The organism is Pseudomonas sp. RC4D1, from assembly GCF_018390395.1.
Classification (GTDB): Bacteria; Pseudomonadota; Gammaproteobacteria; order Pseudomonadales; family Pseudomonadaceae; genus Aquipseudomonas; species Aquipseudomonas danubii.
Map to the genome: position 1 here is coordinate 811,679 of NZ_JAHBAW010000001.1, position 18,589 is coordinate 830,267.

The window sequence follows — 18,589 nt, forward strand, 5'->3', positions numbered from 1 at the left end:
TTTCTGAGGTCGGCATTCTAGAGACTGTTCAGATGGGGTAAAGTCATTACCTATCTGTTATGAAGATAGGTTGTCCTATGAACATGCAATGGAACCTGGAGCAGTTGCGGCTGTTTGTCAGTGTTGCCGAGCTGCGCTCGTTTTCTGCAGTAGCCCGCCAGCAACGCAAGGCTCAGTCCGCCATCAGCAGTGCCATTGCCCTGCTGGAAGAGGACCTGGGAGTGAGCCTGTTCGAGCGCAGCAGCGGCCGTCAGCCAAAGCTCACCGAAGCCGGCAGTGCCTTGTTGCAGGAGGCCCGGGAAATCCTCCGCCAGTGTGATCGCCTCAATGGCCGGGCGCTGGCCTTGATGCGGGGCCAGGAGGCGCGGTTGCGCCTGGCCCAGGATGAGGCGATGCCCTATCAGCCGGTGCTCGACAGCCTGGAGGCACTGGCCGAGCGCTTTCCCAGTCTGGAAGTGCAACTGGCCAGCGGTGCTCAGGGGGACGTGGCGCGCAAACTGGTGGAGCGTCGTGCCGACTTGGGGCTGCTGTTTCACCATGAGCAGATGCCGGAAACCCTGGAGCGCCAAGCCCTGGGCAGCGTCGAGATGGTCACCGTCTGCGCCGTGGGGCATCCGCTGGCCCATGAGAAACGGGTCAATCGCCAACTGCTGGCCCGGCACCGGCAGTTGTTGATCGCTCCTCAACTCAGCGGTTATCCCGGTGGCGAGCAGGTCAGCCCCCAGGTCTGGCGGGCTGACAGCTTCTATGTCATGGCTGAATGGCTGATGCGCGGCCTGGGCTGGGCCTGGCTGCCGCGGCATGTGGTGCAGTACCCGGCTTACCAGCACCAGATGGTCGAATTGGTCAGCGAATGGACCCCGCCGGCGCTGGTGGTGGAGTTGGCCTGGCGCCGCGACGAACCTCTGGGGCCGGCGGCGCGTTGGCTGGCGGAACGTTTTGCCGTGCACCTGAAGGCGATCGGCTAAAAAACCGATAAACTCCGCCGCCATGAATAGAACTCTCTATACCGCACTGTTTTACCTGGGGCTGCCATTGGTAGCGATTCGCCTGTGGCTGCGTTCGCGCAAGGCTCCGGCTTATGCCAAGCGCATTGGCGAGCGTTTCTCCCTTGGCTTGCCGGCCATGCAGACTGGCGGCATTTGGGTGCATGCGGTGTCTGTGGGCGAGAGCATCGCCGCCGCGCCAATGATTCGTGCCCTGTTGGCCCGTTATCCCCAGTTGCCGATCACCGTGACCTGCATGACGCCCACCGGCTCCGAGCGTATCCAGGCGCTGTTCGCCAATGAGCCGCGAATCCAGCATTGCTACCTGCCTTACGATCTGCCCTGCGCCGCGGCGCGGTTTCTGGATCGGGTGCAGCCCAAGCTGGCGGTGATCATGGAGACCGAGCTGTGGCCCAACCACATTGACCAGTGCGCCCGGCGCGGGATTCCGGTGGCCCTGGCCAATGCCCGGCTGTCCGAGCGTTCGGCCAAGGGCTATGGACGTTTTGCCCGCCTGACCGCGCCCATGCTGGGGCAAATGAGCCTGTTCGCGGTGCAGACCGAAGCCGAAGCCGAGCGTTTCCGTCAACTGGGTGCACGTCCCGAGACGGTGGAAGTTACAGGCTCGATCAAGTTCGACCTGAGCATTGACCCGCAACTGCTGGAGCGTGCCCGGGATCTGCGCCAGCAATGGCAGGCCATGGAGCGTCCTGTATGGATCGCCGCCAGTACCCACGAAGGTGAAGACGCCGTGGTGCTCGACGCCCATCGGCAACTGCTGGCCAGTTACCCGAATGCCTTGCTGATCCTGGTGCCACGGCACCCGGAGCGCTTCAACTCGGTGTTCGAGCTGTGCCAGCAACAGGGATTCGCGACGGTTCGCCGCTCCGCCGGGGAACCGGTGGGCGCCACCACCTCGGTGTTGCTGGGGGACACCATGGGCGAGTTGCTGTTCCTCTACGCCCTGGCCGACAGCGCTTTTGTCGGCGGCAGTCTAGTCGCCAATGGCGGGCACAACCTGCTGGAGCCGGCGGCCCTGGCCAAGCCGGTGATCAGCGGGCCGCACCTGTTCAACTTCCTGGAAATCGCCGCGATGCTGCGCGAGGCCGGTGCCTTGCAGGAGGTGGATGACGCTGAGGGACTGGCGGTGGCGGTGCAGCGCCTGTTCGAGTTGCCCCGGGATGCACAGAAGATGGCCGAGGCCGGGCTCAAGGTGCTCAAGGCCAATCAGGGCGCTTTGCAGCGTTTGCTCGATGGGCTCGACCGTTTGCTCAAGGAGCGCTGAGTCGTAGCTCCGAAAGCGCTTTGCCGGCATGCAAAAAGGCCACCCGCAGGGGTGGCCTTTTTTATGGCTGCGGCCTTCAGGGGCGAGCCTTGAGTTGCTCTTGTGCGGCCTTGGCCAGGTCCGGCGGCAGGAAGTCGCGGTCCGGGTTGTAGTCGGCCTTGAGGTAGCGCGACAGGTCTTGCAGATCACCGGGGTTGAGGGTGCCGGCGGCCTGCTTCAGGCGCAGGTTGTCGAGGATGTAGTCGTAGCGGCTGTTGTTGTAGTTGCGCACCGAGGTGTACAGCTGGCGCTGGGCATCGAGCACGTCGACGATATTGCGCGTCCCCACCTGATAGCCGATTTCCGTGGCTTCCACCGCACTCTGGTTGGAGATGATCGACTGGCGTCGGGCCTGGACCTGCTCGACATCGGTGTTCACTGCGCGGTGCAGGTTGCGGGTGTTCTCCACCACCTGGCGGCGCAGGGATTCACGCTGCTGTTCGGTCTGGCTCAGGCGCGAATAGGACTCGCGAACCTGGGAGCTGGTCAGCCCGCCGCTGTAGATCGGGATGTTCAACTGCAGGCCGATGGAGCGCTGTTCGACATCGCTGCCGTAGCGCGTCAACGGATTGGGGTTGCTGAAGCCCAGGGCGTCGTTGTCGCCTTTCTTGTACTGCGCCACGGCGTCCAGGGTCGGGGCGTGCCCGGCCTTGCGCTGCTTGAGGGTTTCCTCGGCGGCGCTGACCGCGTAGTTGCTGGCCAGCAGGTTGAGGTTCTGCTTGGCGGCGGTGTCGACCCAGGCCTTGGCATCGTTGGGGGTCGGCGCCAGCACCGGCAGGGTATGGACGATGCCCTGGATCGCGTTGTACTCGCGGTTGGTCAGGGTGATCAGGGCCTCGAAGGCGTCGTCCACCTGGCGCTGGGCAAGGATGCGGTTGGCCCGGGCGGTGTCGTAACTGGCCTGGGACTGTAGTACGTCGGTCTTGTCCGACAGGCCCACATCGAAGCGCTCGTTGGACTGATCCAGCTGGCGTTTGAACGCGGCTTCCTCGGCCTTGGTCGAGGCCAGGTTGTCCTGGGCGCGCAGCACCGCGAAGTAGTTCTCCGCGCTTTGCAGGATCAGGTTCTGCTCGGTGGCCGAGAGCTGCAGGGAGGCTTGCTCGTTGATGTCCTTGGCGGCTTGCAACTGGAACCAGCGATCGGCACGGAACAGCGGCTGGGCCAGGGTGGCCTGGTAGACGTTGCCGCTGCGGGTCGAGGTCATGGAAGGCTCATCGAACCTGGTGCGGGTATTGCTCATGTCCGCGCCGGCCGAGAGGTTGGGCAGAAGCCCGGCGCGAGCCTGGGGCACCACTTCCTTCTGGGCGCCGTACTGGGCGCGTGCAGCGGCCAGATCGGCATTGTTGTCCACCGCTTCCTGATAGACGCTGACCAGGTCGGTCTTGGTGGTCAAAGGCGCTTCTGCTGCCCAGGCCATTCCATTGGACGCACAAGACACGGCAACAGCCAGTGAGAGTTTGCGCAGCATTCGGCGATCCCTAGAGTTGATATTACGGAGATAATCCAGGCGCCAAGGCTAAGGCGCGACCCATAGAGCGTCAAGGTTCGACACAGGGCAAGGAGTGTAGAGCCGCTGGCAGGTCGCAACAATCCGCTAATTACGCCATTCATCCTGCTTATTGCACGGGGGTTGGCGTTCTGTCCCGGCTTTGTCTAGACTGGCCCGGTTCTTGTCGGGGTGCCTTGCTATGAGGCTGAGATCGGATAATCCGGATCCCGTTGAACCTGATCAGGTTAGCGCCTGCGTAGGGAACAAGATTTCTCGTCACCCGGCGAGTCCTCTTGTGCTTCGTCCGGGATGTTGTTCGACAATCGAACACCCCTCGAGTACCAAGCACTGCACTCACTAGTTGCTTAGACAGGGTGCGTCCGTCCGTTACAGGTTCGCTCCGACAAAATCCCACTGCCTGGATGCTGTCTGGAGAGCCCGTGATGACGACAAAACTAAAAAACGCTAGCAACCTCAGTGAGTCGGCCCAAGTCGACCAACAATCGGTGCAGCCCTTTACCCGCTCGCAAAAAGTCTATGTCCAGGGTTCCCGCCCGGACATCCGCGTGCCCATGCGCGAAATTACCCTGGACGTGACCCCCACCGATTTCGGCGGCGAGATCAACGCGCCGGTCACTGTGTACGACACCTCCGGTCCCTACACCGATCCGAACGTGGTGATCGATGTGCGCAAGGGCCTGGGCGATGTACGTTCGGCGTGGATCGAAGACCGTGGCGACACCGAGCGCCTGGCGGGCCTGAGCTCCAACTTCGGTCAGCAGCGTCTGGCGGACCCGGAACTGACCAAGCTGCGTTTTGCCCACGTCAACAACCCGCGCCGAGCCAAGGCCGGGGCCAACGTCAGCCAGATGCACTACGCGCGCAAAGGCATCATCACCGCCGAGATGGAATACGTCGCCATCCGCGAAAACATGAAGCTGCAGGAGGCCCGCGCCGCCGGCCTGCTGAAGCAGCAACACGCCGGTCACAGCTTCGGCGCCAGCATCCCGAAAGAAATCACCCCAGAGTTCGTCCGCGAGGAAATCGCCCGCGGCCGCGCCATCATCCCGGCCAACATCAACCACGTTGAGCTGGAGCCGATGATCATCGGCCGCAACTTCCTGGTGAAGATCAACGGCAATATCGGCAACAGCGCCCTGGGTTCTTCCATCGAGGAAGAAGTGGCGAAACTGACCTGGGGCATCCGCTGGGGTTCGGACACGGTGATGGACCTGTCCACCGGCAAGCACATCCATGAAACCCGCGAGTGGATCATCCGCAACTCGCCGGTGCCGATCGGTACCGTGCCGATCTACCAGGCCCTGGAAAAGGTCAACGGCGTGGCCGAGGACCTGACCTGGGAGCTGTTCCGCGACACCCTGATCGAACAGGCCGAGCAGGGCGTGGACTACTTCACCATCCACGCCGGCGTGTTGCTGCGCTATGTACCGCTGACCGCCAAGCGCGTCACCGGCATCGTCTCCCGGGGCGGTTCGATCATGGCCAAGTGGTGCCTGGCGCACCATAAAGAGAACTTCCTCTACACCCATTTCGACGAAATCTGCGAAATCATGAAGGCCTACGACGTCAGCTTCTCCCTGGGAGATGGCCTGCGTCCGGGGTCGATTGCCGACGCCAACGACGAAGCCCAGTTCGGTGAGCTGGAAACCCTCGGCGAGCTGACCAAGATCGCCTGGAAGCACGATGTGCAGTGCATGATCGAAGGCCCGGGCCACGTGCCGATGCAGTTGATCAAGGAGAACATGGACAAGCAGCTGGAGTGCTGCGACGAGGCGCCGTTCTACACCCTGGGCCCGCTGACCACCGACATCGCTCCGGGCTACGACCACATCACTTCCGGTATCGGCGCGGCGATGATCGGCTGGTTCGGTTGCGCCATGCTTTGCTATGTCACGCCCAAGGAGCACCTGGGCCTGCCGAACAAGGATGACGTGAAGACCGGGATCATCACCTACAAGATCGCGGCCCATGCTGCCGACCTGGCCAAAGGTCACCCTGGCGCGCAGATCCGCGACAACGCCCTGTCCAAGGCGCGTTTCGAGTTCCGCTGGGAAGACCAGTTCAACCTGGGCCTGGACCCGGACACCGCACGCTCCTACCACGACGAAACCCTGCCTAAGGATTCGGCCAAGGTGGCGCATTTCTGTTCCATGTGCGGGCCGAAGTTCTGCTCGATGAAGATCACCCAGGAAGTGCGCGAATACGCGGCCAACCAGCGCATCGAAGCGGTGGATGTGGATGTCGCCAAGGGACTGGCCGAGCAGGCCGCGCGCTTCAAGCAGGAAGGCAGCCAGCTGTACAAGAAGGTCTAAGCCACGAGCTGCAAGCTGCAAGCTGCAGGCTGCAGGCTGCAAGCGGAAAGCAAAGGCCGAAGTGCTTTTTCTTGACGCTTGAGGCTTGCAGCTTGCTCCTGTTCTTTCTGAGATAGATCCCTTGCGCAGGGCAAGTACCTACTCTCCCGATCTCGCGGTGCCGGCCGACCAGCGCGTGTTTGGCGCCATTGGCCCAGTACCAGAACTTCCTGCTGTCGATCGGCTCGGCATTTGCGCGGTTGTTTGGCGTGGTGCAGGTGGATCACTTCATCCTGCGTCGCCGCAGCGGGCAGATCCCGCACTCAGCCCTGCGCTGGACGGCGCTGCCGGCCCGGTTGGGTGGGGTGAGCACCTATCACCTGCTGGCCAATCTGTATCCGGTGTCGGTGCAACCCTGCCGTCACTGGTACTGGCAGGGCTGTTGCAGTGGCTGCTGGTGCGGGCGTTCAGTTCCCGGGAAACAGCTCGGGCTTGAGCACGCCCTTGAGGCGGTCGTAGGGAATCTGCAATTCGATATGACCCAGGACCGAGGGCGCGATGGTGGTGACGTCGTACTTGAGGGTCACGGCTTTCTGGGTCAGGGCCACGTTCGGGGTTTTCTGGAACGGCCAGGTCTTGACGAATTCGGCTTCGCGATCCAGGTGGGTGCTGATCAGCCAGTTGTTGTGGGCAACCCGCGCAGCCTTCCAGAACATGTCCTCCTGGCCGGGCAGGAGCATGTCTGCCAGGTTCAGGGCCTTGTGTTGCTGGCGCGAGTAGTTGACGAAGCCCCGTCCCGGGGTGCCATTGGCGGCGCCGGTGTCCAGGTAGCTGGCCAGTTCGATGATCACCAGTCCGTCATGCTGCTCGCGTACCTTGGATTGCAGGTACATGCCGTGGCGGTCTGCTGCGCTGCGCAGGAACTGTTCGCGGTAGGCGCTGAGGCTGGCCGGCAGTGGTGCGTCGGGGCTGGTGCGGGTCATTTGCAGCAAGCGTTTTTCGACGATGGCGTCCAGTTGCGGCTCGGCGGGAAAGTGCACGGTGTCAAGGTTGACCAGTGGGCAGTCGGCGCCACTGCAGCCGGGCTTGAGTTGTTCGGATTTCTCGCGCTTGGTTTCCAGCGGGGTGTTGTAGCTTGGCTGAAACAGGCTTTGGCAGGCGCCCAGGGTCAGGGCGATACAGGCCACGGAGGCGATTTTGACAAGCGACATGGGCGTCCTTCATAAACCAGGGGGGAGGCAAAAGTTACCGGCTTCGACTGTCTGCGAGGCAGTCGGTTCGCCACTAAGCTCAATAGAAGCAATTAGAGTAGGTTTAGCCCCTCGCCGTCTATCCCGCTGAGGGTAAAGGGGCTGCATCGGCAACCGCGGGCGCGTTAGGATGGCGCGAAGTCGAGGGGGATCCTCGGGTCGAATACGCTGTACACGAGGATTGTTATGACTGACTTTGCCAACTCCACGCCAAGTGCCGTTGAGATCATCCGGCGTGAAAACTGCTTCCAGGGGTTCTACCGGCTCGATCGCTTGCAATTGCGCCACGAGCTGTTCGCCGGTGGCATGGGGCGGGAAATCAATCGTGAAGTCTTTGTCCGTCACGATGCGGTCTGCGTACTGCCGTACGATCCGCAACGCGATGAAGTGGTGCTGATCGAACAGTTCCGCGTTGGCGCCATGGGCAAGACCGCTACGCCCTGGCTGGTGGAGCTGGTGGCCGGGCTGATCGACAAGGACGAGCAGCCGGAACAGGTTGCTCGGCGTGAGGCACAGGAGGAAGCTGGCCTGGACATCTCTGCGCTGTGGCCGATGACCCAGTATTTTCCGTCGCCGGGGGGCAGCACCGAGTTCGTCCACCTGTTCCTGGGCCGTTGCGACAGCAGCGCTGCCGGCGGGCTGCATGGGCTGGAAGAAGAGGCGGAAGACATCCGGGTTTCGGTGATGGCTTATGAGGATGCGCTGCAGGCCATGCGTGACGGGCGGATCTGCAATGCCGCCAGCATCATTGCCTTGCAGTGGCTGGCGCTCAATCGCGCTGAAGTGAGGGGGTTATGGTCGTAAACAAGGTACGCGACCGCTATCGGGTTGATCTCGCGGGGCTGCAAGCGTCCTGCGAGGCCAACTACGCTCGGCTGATGCGCCTGTTGCCTGACATGCGCAATCAGCCTGTGGCACGGCGCATTGCCGTGACCCAGGGCGACCAGATGCTCGGCGTACTGGCCCTGGAAGTGGTGCTGGCCTGCCCCTACACCACCACCTTGCAGGTGCGTCAGGAGCACAGCTTGCCGTGGCTGCCCGTGCCGCAACTGGAAGTGCAGGTCTATCACGATGCGCGCATGGCGGAGGTCATCAGTGCCGAGCATGCCCGGCGTTTTCGCAGCATCTATCCCTATCCCAATGCCTTCATGCACCAGCCGGATGAAAAGGCCCAGCTGAATGTCTTTCTTGGGGAGTGGCTGAGCCATTGCCTGGCCTGTGGTCACGAGTTCGAAGCCGTGCGCTAGATGTGAACTGGGTCCGTTTCCCAGGTTTCCTCTTTTGCATTTCCCCCAGCATAATTGCCGCCTTCATCATGCTTTGTGCCCTTGCTCCGGGAGAACGCCGTGCCAAGCGTATCCGCACTGACTGCCGACGATTCCGTACTGCTGGTGCAACTATCTGACAGCCATCTGTTTGCCGACGCTGATGGCACCTTGCTGGGCATGAACACCGCCGACAGTCTGCAGCGAGTCATCGAGCAGGTGCTGGCGCAGCAGCCGCGGATCGACCTGATGCTGGCCACCGGTGATCTGTCCCAGGACGGCTCCCTGGAGTCCTATCAGCGCTTTCGTCAGTTGACCCGACAGATTCCGGCACCTGGCCGCTGGCTGCCGGGCAACCATGACGAGCCGCAGGTCATGCAACTGGCGACGCAGGACAGTGACTTGCTGGAGCCGGTAATGGATATCGGCAACTGGCGCATCACCTTGCTGGACTCGGCGGTGCCCGGCTCGGTGCCGGGTTACCTGCAGGACGACCAACTGCAATTGCTGGCCCGCTCCCTGAGCGAGGCGCCTGAGCGCCATCACCTGATCTGCCTGCACCATCACCCGGTATCCATTGACTGTACCTGGATGGAGCCCATTGGCCTGCGCAACGCCGAGGCACTGTTCGCCGTGCTCGATGCTTTCCCTCAGGTCCGTGCCTTGCTCTGGGGGCATGTGCATCAGGAAATCGACCGCCAGCGCGGCGCCGTGCGGCTATTGGCCTCACCCTCGACCTGCATCCAGTTCGAGCCCGGCAGCGACGACTTCAAGGTCGAGGAGCAGGTGCCTGGCTATCGCTGGCTGCGGTTGTGGCCCGATGGACGGTTGGAAACCGGCGTGGAACGGGTCCTGGGCTACGAATTCACCATCGACTACGGTAGCAACGGCTACTGAAGCGGCTTCGTAACCGGTCGTCATCCCTGTAAACTGCGGCTTTTGCCCAGGTGCACAGGGAGTTCGCATGTCCGGTTCGATCCTTTATATCCACGGCTTCAACAGTGCTCCCGCGTCGACCAAGGCCTCTCAGTTGCGGCGTGTCATGGAGCAGCTGGGGCTGGCTGAACAATTGCGGGTACCGGCCCTGCATCATCATCCGCGACAGGCCATTGGCCAGCTGGAGCAGGCGATTGCCGAGCTCGGTCGACCATTGCTGGTCGGCAGCTCGCTCGGCGGCTACTATGCGACTCACCTTGCCGAGCGCTACGGGCTCAAAGCCCTGCTGATCAACCCTGCTGTCAGCCCGCACCGGATGTTCGACGGTTATCTGGGCACGCAGAAAAACCTGTATACCGATGAAACCTGGGAGCTGACCCATGACCATGTGGCGGCCCTGGCAGCGCTGGAAGTCGCGCCGCCTCAGGACCCACAGCGTTATCAGGTGTGGTTGCAGACCGGGGACGAGACGCTGGACTATCGCAGCGCCGAGCGTTATTACCGTGCCTGCGCCTTGCGCATTCAGGCCGGCGGCGATCATAGTTTCCAAGGTTTTGCCGGACAATTGCCGGCGATGTTGAATTTTGCCGGCATCACTGCCGATCAGTACCAGGCGATCGACTTCACGGCACTGTGAAGGCCTCGCCCCATATTCATTGAACGACTAACGACGAGAACCCATGGCCACTCCCAGCGCTAGCTCTTATAACGCAGACGCCATCGAAGTCCTCTCGGGACTCGACCCGGTGCGCAAACGCCCGGGCATGTACACCGACACCACGCGGCCCAACCATTTGGCCCAGGAAGTCATCGACAACAGTGTCGACGAAGCCCTGGCCGGCCATGCGAAGTCGATACAGGTCATCCTGCACGCCGACCACTCCCTGGAAGTCTGCGACGACGGCCGCGGCATGCCCGTGGACATCCACCCGGAAGAGGGCGTCTCCGGGATCGAGCTGATCCTCACCAAGCTCCATGCCGGCGGCAAGTTTTCCAACAAGAACTACCAGTTCTCCGGCGGTTTGCACGGGGTGGGTATTTCCGTGGTCAACGCCCTGTCGAACCAGGTGCGGGTGCGGGTCAAGCGCGACGGCAACGAATACCAGATGACCTTCGCCGACGGCTACAAGGCCACCGAGCTGGAAGTGGTCGGCACCGTGGGCAAGCGCAACACCGGTACCAGTGTGTACTTTGCCCCGGACCCGAAATACTTCGATTCGCCGAAATTCTCCGTCAGCCGCCTCAAGCATGTGCTCAAGGCCAAGGCGGTACTGTGCCCGGGGCTGTTGGTGAGCTTCGAGGACAAGTCCAGCGGTGAGAAGGTCGAGTGGCATTACGAAGACGGCTTGCGCTCCTATCTGGTGGATGCGGTCAGCGAATTCGAACGCCTGCCCAGCGAGCCGTTCTGCGGCAGCCTGGCCGGTAACAAGGAAGCGGTGGACTGGGCCCTGCTGTGGCTACCGGAAGGTGGCGACAGTGTTCAGGAAAGCTACGTCAACCTGATCCCCACGGCCCAGGGCGGTACCCACGTCAACGGCCTGCGCCAGGGCCTGCTGGATGCCATGCGCGAGTTCTGCGAATTCCGCAACCTGCTGCCCCGTGGCCTGAAGCTGGCTCCGGAAGACGTCTGGGAACGGATCGCCTTCGTCCTGTCGATGAAGATGCAAGACGCCCAGTTCTCCGGCCAGACCAAAGAGCGTTTGTCGTCCCGTGAGGCGGCGGCTTTCGTTTCCGGTGTGGTCAAGGACGCCTTCAGCCTGTGGCTCAATGCCAATCCCGAGCTGGGCATGCAACTGGCGGAGTTGGCCATCAGCAACGCCGGTCGCCGCTTGAAGGCCAGCAAGAAGGTCGAGCGCAAGCGCATTACCCAGGGCCCGGCGCTGCCCGGCAAGCTGGCGGACTGCGCCGGCCAGGACCCAATGCGCTCCGAACTGTTCCTGGTGGAAGGTGACTCTGCTGGCGGTTCGGCCAAGCAGGCGCGGGACAAGGAATTTCAGGCGATCCTGCCGTTGCGCGGCAAGATCCTCAACACCTGGGAAGTGGACGGCAGCGAAGTCCTGGCCAGCCAGGAAGTGCACAACATCGCTGTGGCCATCGGGGTCGATCCAGGCGCCGAGGACATGAGCCAACTGCGCTACGGCAAGATCTGCATCCTCGCCGATGCCGACTCCGACGGTTTGCACATCGCCACCTTGCTCTGTGCCTTGTTCGTCCAGCATTTCCGCCCGTTGGTGAATGCCGGTCACGTCTATGTGGCCATGCCGCCGCTGTACCGCATCGACCTGGGCAAGGACATCTTCTACGCCCTCGATGATGCCGAGCGCGACGGCATTCTCGATCGCCTGGTGGCCGAGAAGAAGCGCGGCAAGCCCCAGGTCACCCGATTCAAGGGGCTGGGTGAGATGAACCCGCCGCAACTGCGTGAAACCACCATGGACCCGAACACTCGGCGCCTGGTGCAGTTGACCCTGGACGACGTCGAGGCCACCGCAGAAATCATGGACATGCTGCTGGCGAAGAAGCGCGCCGGTGATCGCAAGTCCTGGCTGGAGTCCAAGGGCAACCTGGCCGAGGTGCTGGCCTGATGCACAGAGGTTTTGCCCTGGCCCTAGCGCTATTGGCAACCTCGGTGGTGGCCGCGCCAGTGCCCGAACTGACCTTGTTGTCCGAGCATCCTGTGGAAGGCATGCGCGGCGGCAATCTGTCCGGGCTGGCACTCTGTGGCCAGGATTTGTGGACGGTTTCCGACCGCGATGACGATCAGATCTACAAGCTCGATACCCGCGACAGTGCCTGGCAGGCCGATGCCGTCAAGCTGGAGGTACCTGCAGTACCCGATACCGGCTTGCCCTGGGGCTTGAAGTCACGGACCTGGGCGGCGTCCTTCGTGCGTGGTGGCGACCTGGATTTCGAAGGCATCTCCTGCGACGCCGCCAGCAACAAGTACGTGATCAGCGAGGCTCATGCCGCGGTGCTACAAGTGCCGGCGCAAGGCACGCCGGCCTGGTTGAAGATCTCCCCGATCATGGTCCGTGAAGCGCGGGCCAGTGGCATGCTCCTGCATTTCAACGCCTTGTTCGAAGGCCTGGCGGTGAACCCTGCCGGCGACCGTATCTGGTTGGCGGCGGAGCGTGAGCGGCGCGGGCTGTTGCTGATCAAGCGCGGGCAGACCACCTGGGACTGTGATGGTGGTTGCGTGCTGCTCAGTGAGGCTGGCTCGGAAATGCAGCCGGAGCAGGTGCCCAATGCCAAGGCGGTGTCCCGGGATTTTGCCGACGTGTCGCTGTTCGACGGCAAGTTGTTCACCCTGGAGCGTAACGCCTATCAGATCTGTCGCCGGGATGCGCAGACCGCCAAGGTCGAGCAGTGCTGGTCCTATGCCGCCGAGGCGCTGGTGGAGCATCGACGTTATCCACAGCCCTATGGGCTGGCGGAAGCCTTGGTGGTGGATGCCAAGGGGGCCTGGATCGGTGTGGACAACAACAATGGAGCCCGCGCCGATGGCGAGGCCCGTCCCATCGTCTGGCGTTTTGCTGCGCCTGAAGGTGGCTGGAGTAGCAAGTCATGAGCCAGCAACCGGGCAAGAGTGCCGGGCGCGTGATGCTGATCATGGCCTGGGCCGCTGCGCTGTTCCTGGCCACGCGGTTCTTTGCCGATTGGGAGGCCCGTCAGGAGAACCCGAACACGGTCGTCAGTTCGCAACAACATGAGGGTTATATCGAAGTGAAACTGGTCGGCAACGGCCAGGGGCATTTCGTCGCCAGCGGCCATATCAACGGGCAGCCGGTGCAATTCATGCTCGATACCGGCGCCACCGAGGTGTCGATTCCTTCCGGGCTGGCCGAGCGCCTGGGCCTGGAGCGTGGGGTGCCGGTCACCCTGAGCACGGCCAACGGGCGCAGCGAGGGTTATCGGACCCGCATCGAGCGTTTGCAACTGGGGGATATCGTTCTCCAGGACGTCAGGGCCCTGGTGGCCCCGGGGCTCGACGGCGACCAGATTTTGCTGGGCATGAGCGCTTTGAAGAAACTTGAATTTACTCAGCGCGGCGGCACTATGCTGCTGCGCCAGACAACGAACCAATGAGGCCCGCATGAGCGACTCCCTTGATCTCAGCCTGGATGGCGTAGAACGCCGGTCACTGGCTGACTTCACCGAAAGTGCCTACCTCAACTACTCCATGTACGTGATCATGGACCGTGCTTTGCCGCATATCGGCGACGGCCTGAAACCGGTACAGCGGCGTATCGTCTACGCCATGAGTGAGCTGGGGCTGGATGCCGATTCCAAGCACAAGAAATCCGCGCGTACCGTGGGTGATGTGCTCGGTAAGTTCCACCCTCACGGGGATTCCGCCTGCTACGAAGCCATGGTGCTGATGGCACAGCCCTTCAGCTATCGCTACACGCTGGTGGACGGCCAGGGCAACTGGGGTGCGCCGGACGATCCCAAGTCCTTCGCGGCCATGCGTTATACCGAGGCGCGTCTGTCGCGCTATTCCGAAGTGCTGCTCAGCGAGCTGGGCCAGGGCACTGCGGACTGGGGGCCGAACTTCGACGGCACCTTGCAGGAACCTCTGGTATTGCCGGCGCGTCTCCCGAATATCCTGCTCAACGGCACCACCGGTATCGCCGTGGGCATGGCCACCGACGTGCCGCCGCACAACCTGCGGGAAGTGGCTTCGGCCTGCGTGCGTCTGCTGGACGAACCCAAGGCCACGGTGGAGCAGCTCTGCGAGCATATCCAGGGGCCGGATTACCCCACCGAAGCGGAAATCATCACCCCGCGCGCCGACCTGCTGAAGATCTATGAAACCGGCCGTGGCTCGGTGCGCATGCGCGCCGTGTATCGGATCGAGGATGGCGACATTATTGTCACCGCGCTGCCGCACCAGGTCTCCGGGGCCAAGGTGCTGGAGCAGATTGCCGCGCAGATGCAGGCCAAGAAACTGCCGATGGTGGCCGACCTGCGGGACGAGTCGGACCACGAGAACCCCTGCCGCATCGTGATCATCCCGCGCTCCAACCGGGTCGATCCCGATGAACTGATGCAGCATCTGTTCGCCACCACCGAGCTGGAGTCGACCTACCGGGTCAACATCAACATCATCGGTCTGGACGGCAAGCCGCAGTTGAAGAACCTGCGGGCGTTGCTGGTGGAATGGCTGGAGTTCCGGGTTAGCACTGTGCGCCGGCGCCTGCAGTTCCGCCTGGACAAGGTCGAGCGTCGCCTGCACCTGTTGGACGGTTTGCTGATCGCTTACCTCAACCTGGATGAGGTGATTCACATCATCCGTACCGAGGAGCATCCGCGGGCCAAGCTGATCGAGCGTTTCGCCCTCAGCGAAATCCAGGCCGACTATATCCTCGATACCCGCCTGCGGCAGTTGGCGCGTCTGGAAGAGATGAAACTGCGGGCCGAGCAGGATGAATTGCTCAAGGAGCAGGCCAAGCTGCAAGCCCTGCTCAACAGCGAGACCAAGCTGAAGAAGCTGGTGCGCACCGAATTGCTGCAAGACGCAGAAACCTACGGCGACGACCGTCGCTCCCCGATCGTTGCCCGTGCGGAAGCCAAGGCACTGTCGGAAAATGAGCTGATGCCCACCGAGCCGGTGACCATCGTTTTGTCGGAAAAAGGCTGGGTTCGCTGCGCCAAGGGGCATGATATTGACGCCACTGGTTTGTCTTACAAGGCCGGTGACGGTTACAAGACTGCTGCTGCGGGGCGTTCCAACCAGTTCGCGGTGTTCATCGACTCCACCGGCCGCAGTTACTCGGTGGCGGCCCACACGCTGCCATCGGCCCGTGGTCAGGGCGAGCCGTTGACCGGTCGTCTGACGCCGCCACCGGGTGCGACGTTCGAGTGCGTACTGTTGCCCGATGACGATGCCTTGTATGTGATCGCTTCCGACGCGGGCTATGGCTTTGTGGTCAAGGGCGAAGATCTGCAGGCCAAGAACAAGGCGGGCAAGGCGTTGTTGAGCCTGCCGAACAACGCCAAGGTCCTGGCGCCGCGGCCGGTGGCCGACCGCGAGCAGAACTGGCTGGCCTCGGTGACCACCGAGGGGCGTCTGCTGGTGTTCAAGATCAGCGACCTGCCGCAGCTGGGCAAAGGCAAGGGCAACAAGATCATCGGCATTCCCGGTGAGCGCGTGGCCAGCCGCGAAGAGTACGTCACCGACATCGCGGTGCTGCCCGATGGCGCGACCCTGGTGTTGCAGGCGGGCAAGCGCACCTTGTCGTTGAAGGCCGATGACCTTGAACACTACAAGGGCGAGCGCGGGCGTCGTGGCAACAAACTGCCTCGCGGTTTCCAGCGGGTCGATGCGTTGTTGGTAGAGCCGCTCAGTTAAGGGCGGGCTAGAGCGTTCGATCTTGGACTTAAGCGCCAGATCAACGCTAGAACACTGGAGTCATGGCGCATATTCACGGATGATATGCGCGTTTCAAACGCTGGCGTGGCCGGGCGTTATTCAATTTTTTTGAGTATTTACACTGTGGCCAGCCTTGTGGCCGCCACTTGGATGGGATGATGACTGCTCTGCGCCTTCCTCTTGTTTTCTTGCTCGCGGGCGTTTTTGGCCTGGCGGGTTGCAGCGTACACCAGCCGGTGTCGCTGTATCAGCTGGACAGCGGAAGTCCAGCTCAGCCGGCCAGTGCCGGCATGTCGGTATTGTTGGGGCCGGTGTTGATCGCTGACTACCTGCAACGGGAAACCCTCCTGCAACGCCAGGACGATGGCAGCCTGCAAGCCTCCACCGATGGTCGTTGGGCCGGTAGCTTGTCTTCGGACATCGACCAGTTGCTGCTGCGCCAGGTGGCCGGCCATCTGGACAGCCAGCGCGTGGTACTGGCGCCGGCCACCAGCGGCTTCACTCCGGATGTTCAGGTACTGCTGTCGATCACTCGCCTGGATTCCGGCAAGTCGCAACCGGCGGTACTGGATGCTCAGTGGCGCCTGATCGATCGTCGTGGTCAGGTGCGGGACAACCGCATTGTTCACCTGCAGGAGCAGCATGCGGGTACCACGGCGTCTCAGGTCCAGGCCCAGGGCGTGTTGTTGCAGCGTCTGGCCGAGCAATTGTCGGTCGCCCTCAAACCCTTGGCCAATCAGCCGGCGGTGGCAGAGGTGCCACGCAAGGCGCCGCCGGCACCAGCGCCCAAGCCTGTCGAGCATGAGAAGCAGCCGAAGATCCCAATGGCCACGCCAATCCGGACGGATATGGAAGTGTTCAGATTCTGAGTTGAGCCGCTGCAAGACAAGGCCCGCCTAATCCGCGGGCCTTTTCGTTACTGGCTGTGGCAGGTGTTCCATATAGCCAGCACCATCCCTGCAGCCTGCGAACAGGCCGCAGTCATGCCTCGCGCTAAAGCTCCTTCGGGGCTTGTTGCTGGCTGCGTCAGTGGCTACACGAAGGCCACAAAAAAGCCCGCACTTGGCGGGCTGTTTCTTGCACGGTGCCAGCCTTACAGCTTGGCCCGTGTCTCATGCATGCGTGCCAATTGCCGTTCCAGCATTGACGGATAGGGCTCCATCAGTCGTTCGACACAGCAAGCTCCTTCCGGGCTGGCGATAGGGCGGATACGCGCGCGCTGACGGATCAGCGCGTCGTCATTGATCTGGCGCTCCACCAGCAGCAGATTGCGGCTGTGCTGGGATAGCGCCAGGGCGTCCTGGGCGGTTTCGGTCAGCAGCAGGTCGATCTGGCTCAGGCCGAACAGTCCTTCGCCCAGCGTCAGGCCCAATTGCAGTTGCAGGGTGATGCCGCTGTCCGCCACTTCGATCTGCAGGGCATGGCCCAGAGCACGCAACAGCTCGCCGCAGCAGATGGCGTTGGTGAGGTAGTCGTCGCCGCTGTCTTCGCTATGGAACAGCATCAGCGTGCTGCCATCGTTCAGGGTGTGCAGTTCGCTCTGGTACAGCGAGGCCGCCTGGTCGAGGCAATCGCGATAGCGCTCCAGCAGTTCCATCAGCCGCGCGCGGGGCAGGCGGCGCAGTTGTTCCTGGGCTCCCAACTGCACTGCGAGTACTGCGCTGTGCTGAGGCTGAGCCGGGACCTGGGGTTGCAGCGCAGGTTTGGGGGCGGGAGTCGACGAGTGATCACGCAGGTCGGCGAACGGATCTTCTTCGTCCAGTTCGTCCTCCTCGGCGCTGACCAGATGCCGTGGCGCAGGCTTCAGACCGGCGAGCGGGGTGCTTTCATCAAAGCTTGGGTCACGCAGGTTACGCACTTCGAATGCGGCTTCGTGTTCCTCGTCATCCTGCTCTTCGAGCTCTGGCTGCGGCTCTGGCTCGGGCTTTTCCGGTACCAGGCGAGCGTGCAGTTGGCGCGCCAGATCACCAATTTCGTCCTGGCGCTGGGTCGCCGGAGTGTGTTCATCCAGGTCCCGCAGCCAGACCCGCAGTTGCAGCAGCGGGGTGGAGATGTGGCGACCCAGACGCAGGCTCAGGGCCAGGGCCAGGGCCAGCAGGATGGCGCTGAGAATGCCCATGCTCTGCAGGCTGATGGTCATTGGCTGCTGGAACTGCGCCATGTCCAGGCTGATCCGCAGGTTGCCGGCGGTCACGTCCTGGAAGGTGATCTTGGTCTGGTAGACACCCTCGGTTTCACCCAGCAGGCTGCTCTTGGGGCGTTGCCCGGCTTCGGCGAGGATGCGGTTGTCGACGCTGTAGATCGCCGCATGGGCCACCAGCGGGTTCTTGGTCAGGTTGTTGAGCAGGACGTTGAGGCTGAGGATGTCATTGGACACCAGCAGCTCGGTGGCCGAAGTGGCGGTCTGGGTGGTCAGGCTCTGACCCAGGGCGTCGGCTTGTTCGTGCATGGCTTGCTTGAACTGCAGGCCCATCACGCCGGCATAGATCACCAGGGCCAGGGCGACCAGGATCACGTTATGGCTGGCAATGCGCAATGCAATCGGCACACGGCGGTGGCGCAGTGCACGGAAGATCAGCAGGAAGAAGTTATCGGTTTTAACTGGCGTGGGCCGGTTCACTGAGCTCGGCTCTTTTGTCCGTGAAGTTGACGCG

The 18,589-nt window shown here is 62.5% G+C and carries 15 protein-coding genes, 1 pseudogene and 1 riboswitch; of the genes and pseudogenes, 13 read left to right on the forward strand and 3 right to left on the reverse strand.

Features of this window, described 5'->3' with window-relative positions; genetic code table 11:
• The first annotated feature begins 83 nt into the window (after nucleotides 1-83).
• Both KHO49_RS03705 and waaA read left to right on the forward strand, forming a co-directional pair.
• Nucleotides 84-968, forward strand: coding sequence for a LysR family transcriptional regulator (locus KHO49_RS03705; protein ID WP_162884166.1), 885 nt, complete (start codon nucleotides 84-86; stop codon nucleotides 966-968).
• 22 nt (nucleotides 969-990) lie between these two features.
• Nucleotides 991-2,271, forward strand: coding sequence for a lipid IV(A) 3-deoxy-D-manno-octulosonic acid transferase (gene waaA / locus KHO49_RS03710; protein ID WP_170001593.1), 1,281 nt, complete (start codon nucleotides 991-993; stop codon nucleotides 2,269-2,271).
• Between the two features lie 76 nt (nucleotides 2,272-2,347).
• On the opposite strand, the gene KHO49_RS03715 is transcribed toward waaA, so the two are convergent.
• Nucleotides 2,348-3,778 (reverse strand): TolC family outer membrane protein, encoded by a 1,431-nt coding sequence (locus KHO49_RS03715; protein ID WP_102862885.1) that lies wholly within the window; start codon nucleotides 3,776-3,778, stop codon nucleotides 2,348-2,350.
• Between the two features lie 196 nt (nucleotides 3,779-3,974).
• Nucleotides 3,975-4,079, forward strand: a riboswitch (TPP riboswitch).
• 163 nt (nucleotides 4,080-4,242) lie between these two features.
• Here KHO49_RS03715 and thiC point away from each other — a divergent pair.
• The gene (gene thiC / locus KHO49_RS03720) at nucleotides 4,243-6,132 is read left to right on the forward strand and encodes a phosphomethylpyrimidine synthase ThiC (RefSeq protein ID WP_102862886.1); all 1,890 of its coding nucleotides are present in this window, start codon (nucleotides 4,243-4,245) and stop codon (nucleotides 6,130-6,132) included.
• Between the two features lie 173 nt (nucleotides 6,133-6,305).
• A pseudogene (locus KHO49_RS03725) lies at nucleotides 6,306-6,607 on the forward strand (putative hydroxymethylpyrimidine transporter CytX); the annotation flags it as partial.
• Here KHO49_RS03725 and KHO49_RS03730 read toward each other — a convergent pair.
• Nucleotides 6,579-7,322: an RsiV family protein gene (locus KHO49_RS03730; protein ID WP_102882025.1), complete on the reverse strand. Its 744-nt coding sequence runs from the start codon at nucleotides 7,320-7,322 to the stop codon at nucleotides 6,579-6,581. The pseudogene KHO49_RS03725 and the gene KHO49_RS03730 sit on opposite strands and share 29 nt — an antisense overlap.
• Nucleotides 7,323-7,547: 225 nt before the next feature.
• Here KHO49_RS03730 and KHO49_RS03735 point away from each other — a divergent pair, with 225 nt between their 5' ends.
• From KHO49_RS03735 to KHO49_RS03775, 9 genes are all read left to right on the forward strand, one after another.
• Nucleotides 7,548-8,165, forward strand: coding sequence for an NUDIX domain-containing protein (locus KHO49_RS03735; RefSeq protein ID WP_102862888.1), 618 nt, complete (start codon nucleotides 7,548-7,550; stop codon nucleotides 8,163-8,165).
• A complete protein-coding gene (locus KHO49_RS03740) occupies nucleotides 8,156-8,608 on the forward strand; it encodes a DUF1249 domain-containing protein (protein WP_011058915.1) in 453 nt (150 codons plus the stop codon). The genes KHO49_RS03735 and KHO49_RS03740 overlap by 10 nt, the downstream gene beginning before the upstream one ends.
• A gap of 99 nt (nucleotides 8,609-8,707) precedes the next feature.
• Nucleotides 8,708-9,523: a 3',5'-cyclic-AMP phosphodiesterase gene (cpdA, locus tag KHO49_RS03745; RefSeq protein ID WP_110650953.1), complete on the forward strand. Its 816-nt coding sequence runs from the start codon at nucleotides 8,708-8,710 to the stop codon at nucleotides 9,521-9,523.
• Nucleotides 9,524-9,590: 67 nt separating this feature from the next.
• Nucleotides 9,591-10,199 carry a YqiA/YcfP family alpha/beta fold hydrolase gene (locus KHO49_RS03750; RefSeq protein WP_102862890.1) on the forward strand — a complete coding sequence of 203 codons (609 nt, stop codon included), beginning with the start codon at nucleotides 9,591-9,593 and terminating at the stop codon, nucleotides 10,197-10,199.
• A 43-nt stretch (nucleotides 10,200-10,242) separates the two neighbouring features.
• Nucleotides 10,243-12,147 (forward strand): DNA topoisomerase IV subunit B, encoded by a 1,905-nt coding sequence (parE, locus tag KHO49_RS03755; RefSeq protein ID WP_102882023.1) that lies wholly within the window; start codon nucleotides 10,243-10,245, stop codon nucleotides 12,145-12,147.
• Nucleotides 12,147-13,130, forward strand: a complete 984-nt coding sequence (locus KHO49_RS03760) for an esterase-like activity of phytase family protein (protein ID WP_110595435.1) — start codon at nucleotides 12,147-12,149, stop codon at nucleotides 13,128-13,130. Before parE ends, KHO49_RS03760 begins: the two co-directional genes overlap by 1 nt.
• Nucleotides 13,127-13,648 carry a retropepsin-like aspartic protease family protein gene (locus KHO49_RS03765; RefSeq protein ID WP_102862893.1) on the forward strand — a complete coding sequence of 174 codons (522 nt, stop codon included), beginning with the start codon at nucleotides 13,127-13,129 and terminating at the stop codon, nucleotides 13,646-13,648. Before KHO49_RS03760 ends, KHO49_RS03765 begins: the two co-directional genes overlap by 4 nt.
• Before the next feature lie 7 nt (nucleotides 13,649-13,655).
• Nucleotides 13,656-15,914: a DNA topoisomerase IV subunit A gene (gene parC / locus KHO49_RS03770; protein ID WP_102882021.1), complete on the forward strand. Its 2,259-nt coding sequence runs from the start codon at nucleotides 13,656-13,658 to the stop codon at nucleotides 15,912-15,914.
• 179 nt (nucleotides 15,915-16,093) lie between these two features.
• Nucleotides 16,094-16,804, forward strand: a complete 711-nt coding sequence (locus KHO49_RS03775) for a PqiC family protein (protein WP_213664639.1) — start codon at nucleotides 16,094-16,096, stop codon at nucleotides 16,802-16,804.
• Between the two features lie 224 nt (nucleotides 16,805-17,028).
• Here KHO49_RS03775 and KHO49_RS03780 read toward each other — a convergent pair whose 3' ends face one another.
• Nucleotides 17,029-18,555: an AhpA/YtjB family protein gene (locus KHO49_RS03780; RefSeq protein ID WP_102862896.1), complete on the reverse strand. Its 1,527-nt coding sequence runs from the start codon at nucleotides 18,553-18,555 to the stop codon at nucleotides 17,029-17,031.
• Between the last annotated feature and the right edge of the window lie 34 nt (nucleotides 18,556-18,589).

Excerpts from the sequence above, each read along its gene's own strand:
- KHO49_RS03705 (WP_162884166.1), top strand. The coding sequence starts at position 84 with ATGCAATGGAACCTGGAGCAGTTGCGGCTGTTTGTCAGTGTTGCCGAG.
- waaA (WP_170001593.1), top strand. The coding sequence starts at position 991 with ATGAATAGAACTCTCTATACCGCACTGTTTTACCTGGGGCTGCCATTG.
- KHO49_RS03715 (WP_102862885.1), bottom strand. The coding sequence starts at position 3,778 with ATGCTGCGCAAACTCTCACTGGCTGTTGCCGTGTCTTGTGCGTCCAAT.
- thiC (WP_102862886.1), top strand. The coding sequence starts at position 4,243 with ATGACGACAAAACTAAAAAACGCTAGCAACCTCAGTGAGTCGGCCCAA.
- KHO49_RS03730 (WP_102882025.1), bottom strand. The coding sequence starts at position 7,322 with ATGTCGCTTGTCAAAATCGCCTCCGTGGCCTGTATCGCCCTGACCCTG.
- KHO49_RS03735 (WP_102862888.1), top strand. The coding sequence starts at position 7,548 with ATGACTGACTTTGCCAACTCCACGCCAAGTGCCGTTGAGATCATCCGG.
- KHO49_RS03740 (WP_011058915.1), top strand. The coding sequence starts at position 8,156 with ATGGTCGTAAACAAGGTACGCGACCGCTATCGGGTTGATCTCGCGGGG.
- KHO49_RS03750 (WP_102862890.1), top strand. The coding sequence starts at position 9,591 with ATGTCCGGTTCGATCCTTTATATCCACGGCTTCAACAGTGCTCCCGCG.
- parE (WP_102882023.1), top strand. The coding sequence starts at position 10,243 with ATGGCCACTCCCAGCGCTAGCTCTTATAACGCAGACGCCATCGAAGTC.
- KHO49_RS03760 (WP_110595435.1), top strand. The coding sequence starts at position 12,147 with ATGCACAGAGGTTTTGCCCTGGCCCTAGCGCTATTGGCAACCTCGGTG.
- KHO49_RS03765 (WP_102862893.1), top strand. The coding sequence starts at position 13,127 with ATGAGCCAGCAACCGGGCAAGAGTGCCGGGCGCGTGATGCTGATCATG.
- parC (WP_102882021.1), top strand. The coding sequence starts at position 13,656 with ATGAGCGACTCCCTTGATCTCAGCCTGGATGGCGTAGAACGCCGGTCA.
- KHO49_RS03775 (WP_213664639.1), top strand. The coding sequence starts at position 16,094 with ATGACTGCTCTGCGCCTTCCTCTTGTTTTCTTGCTCGCGGGCGTTTTT.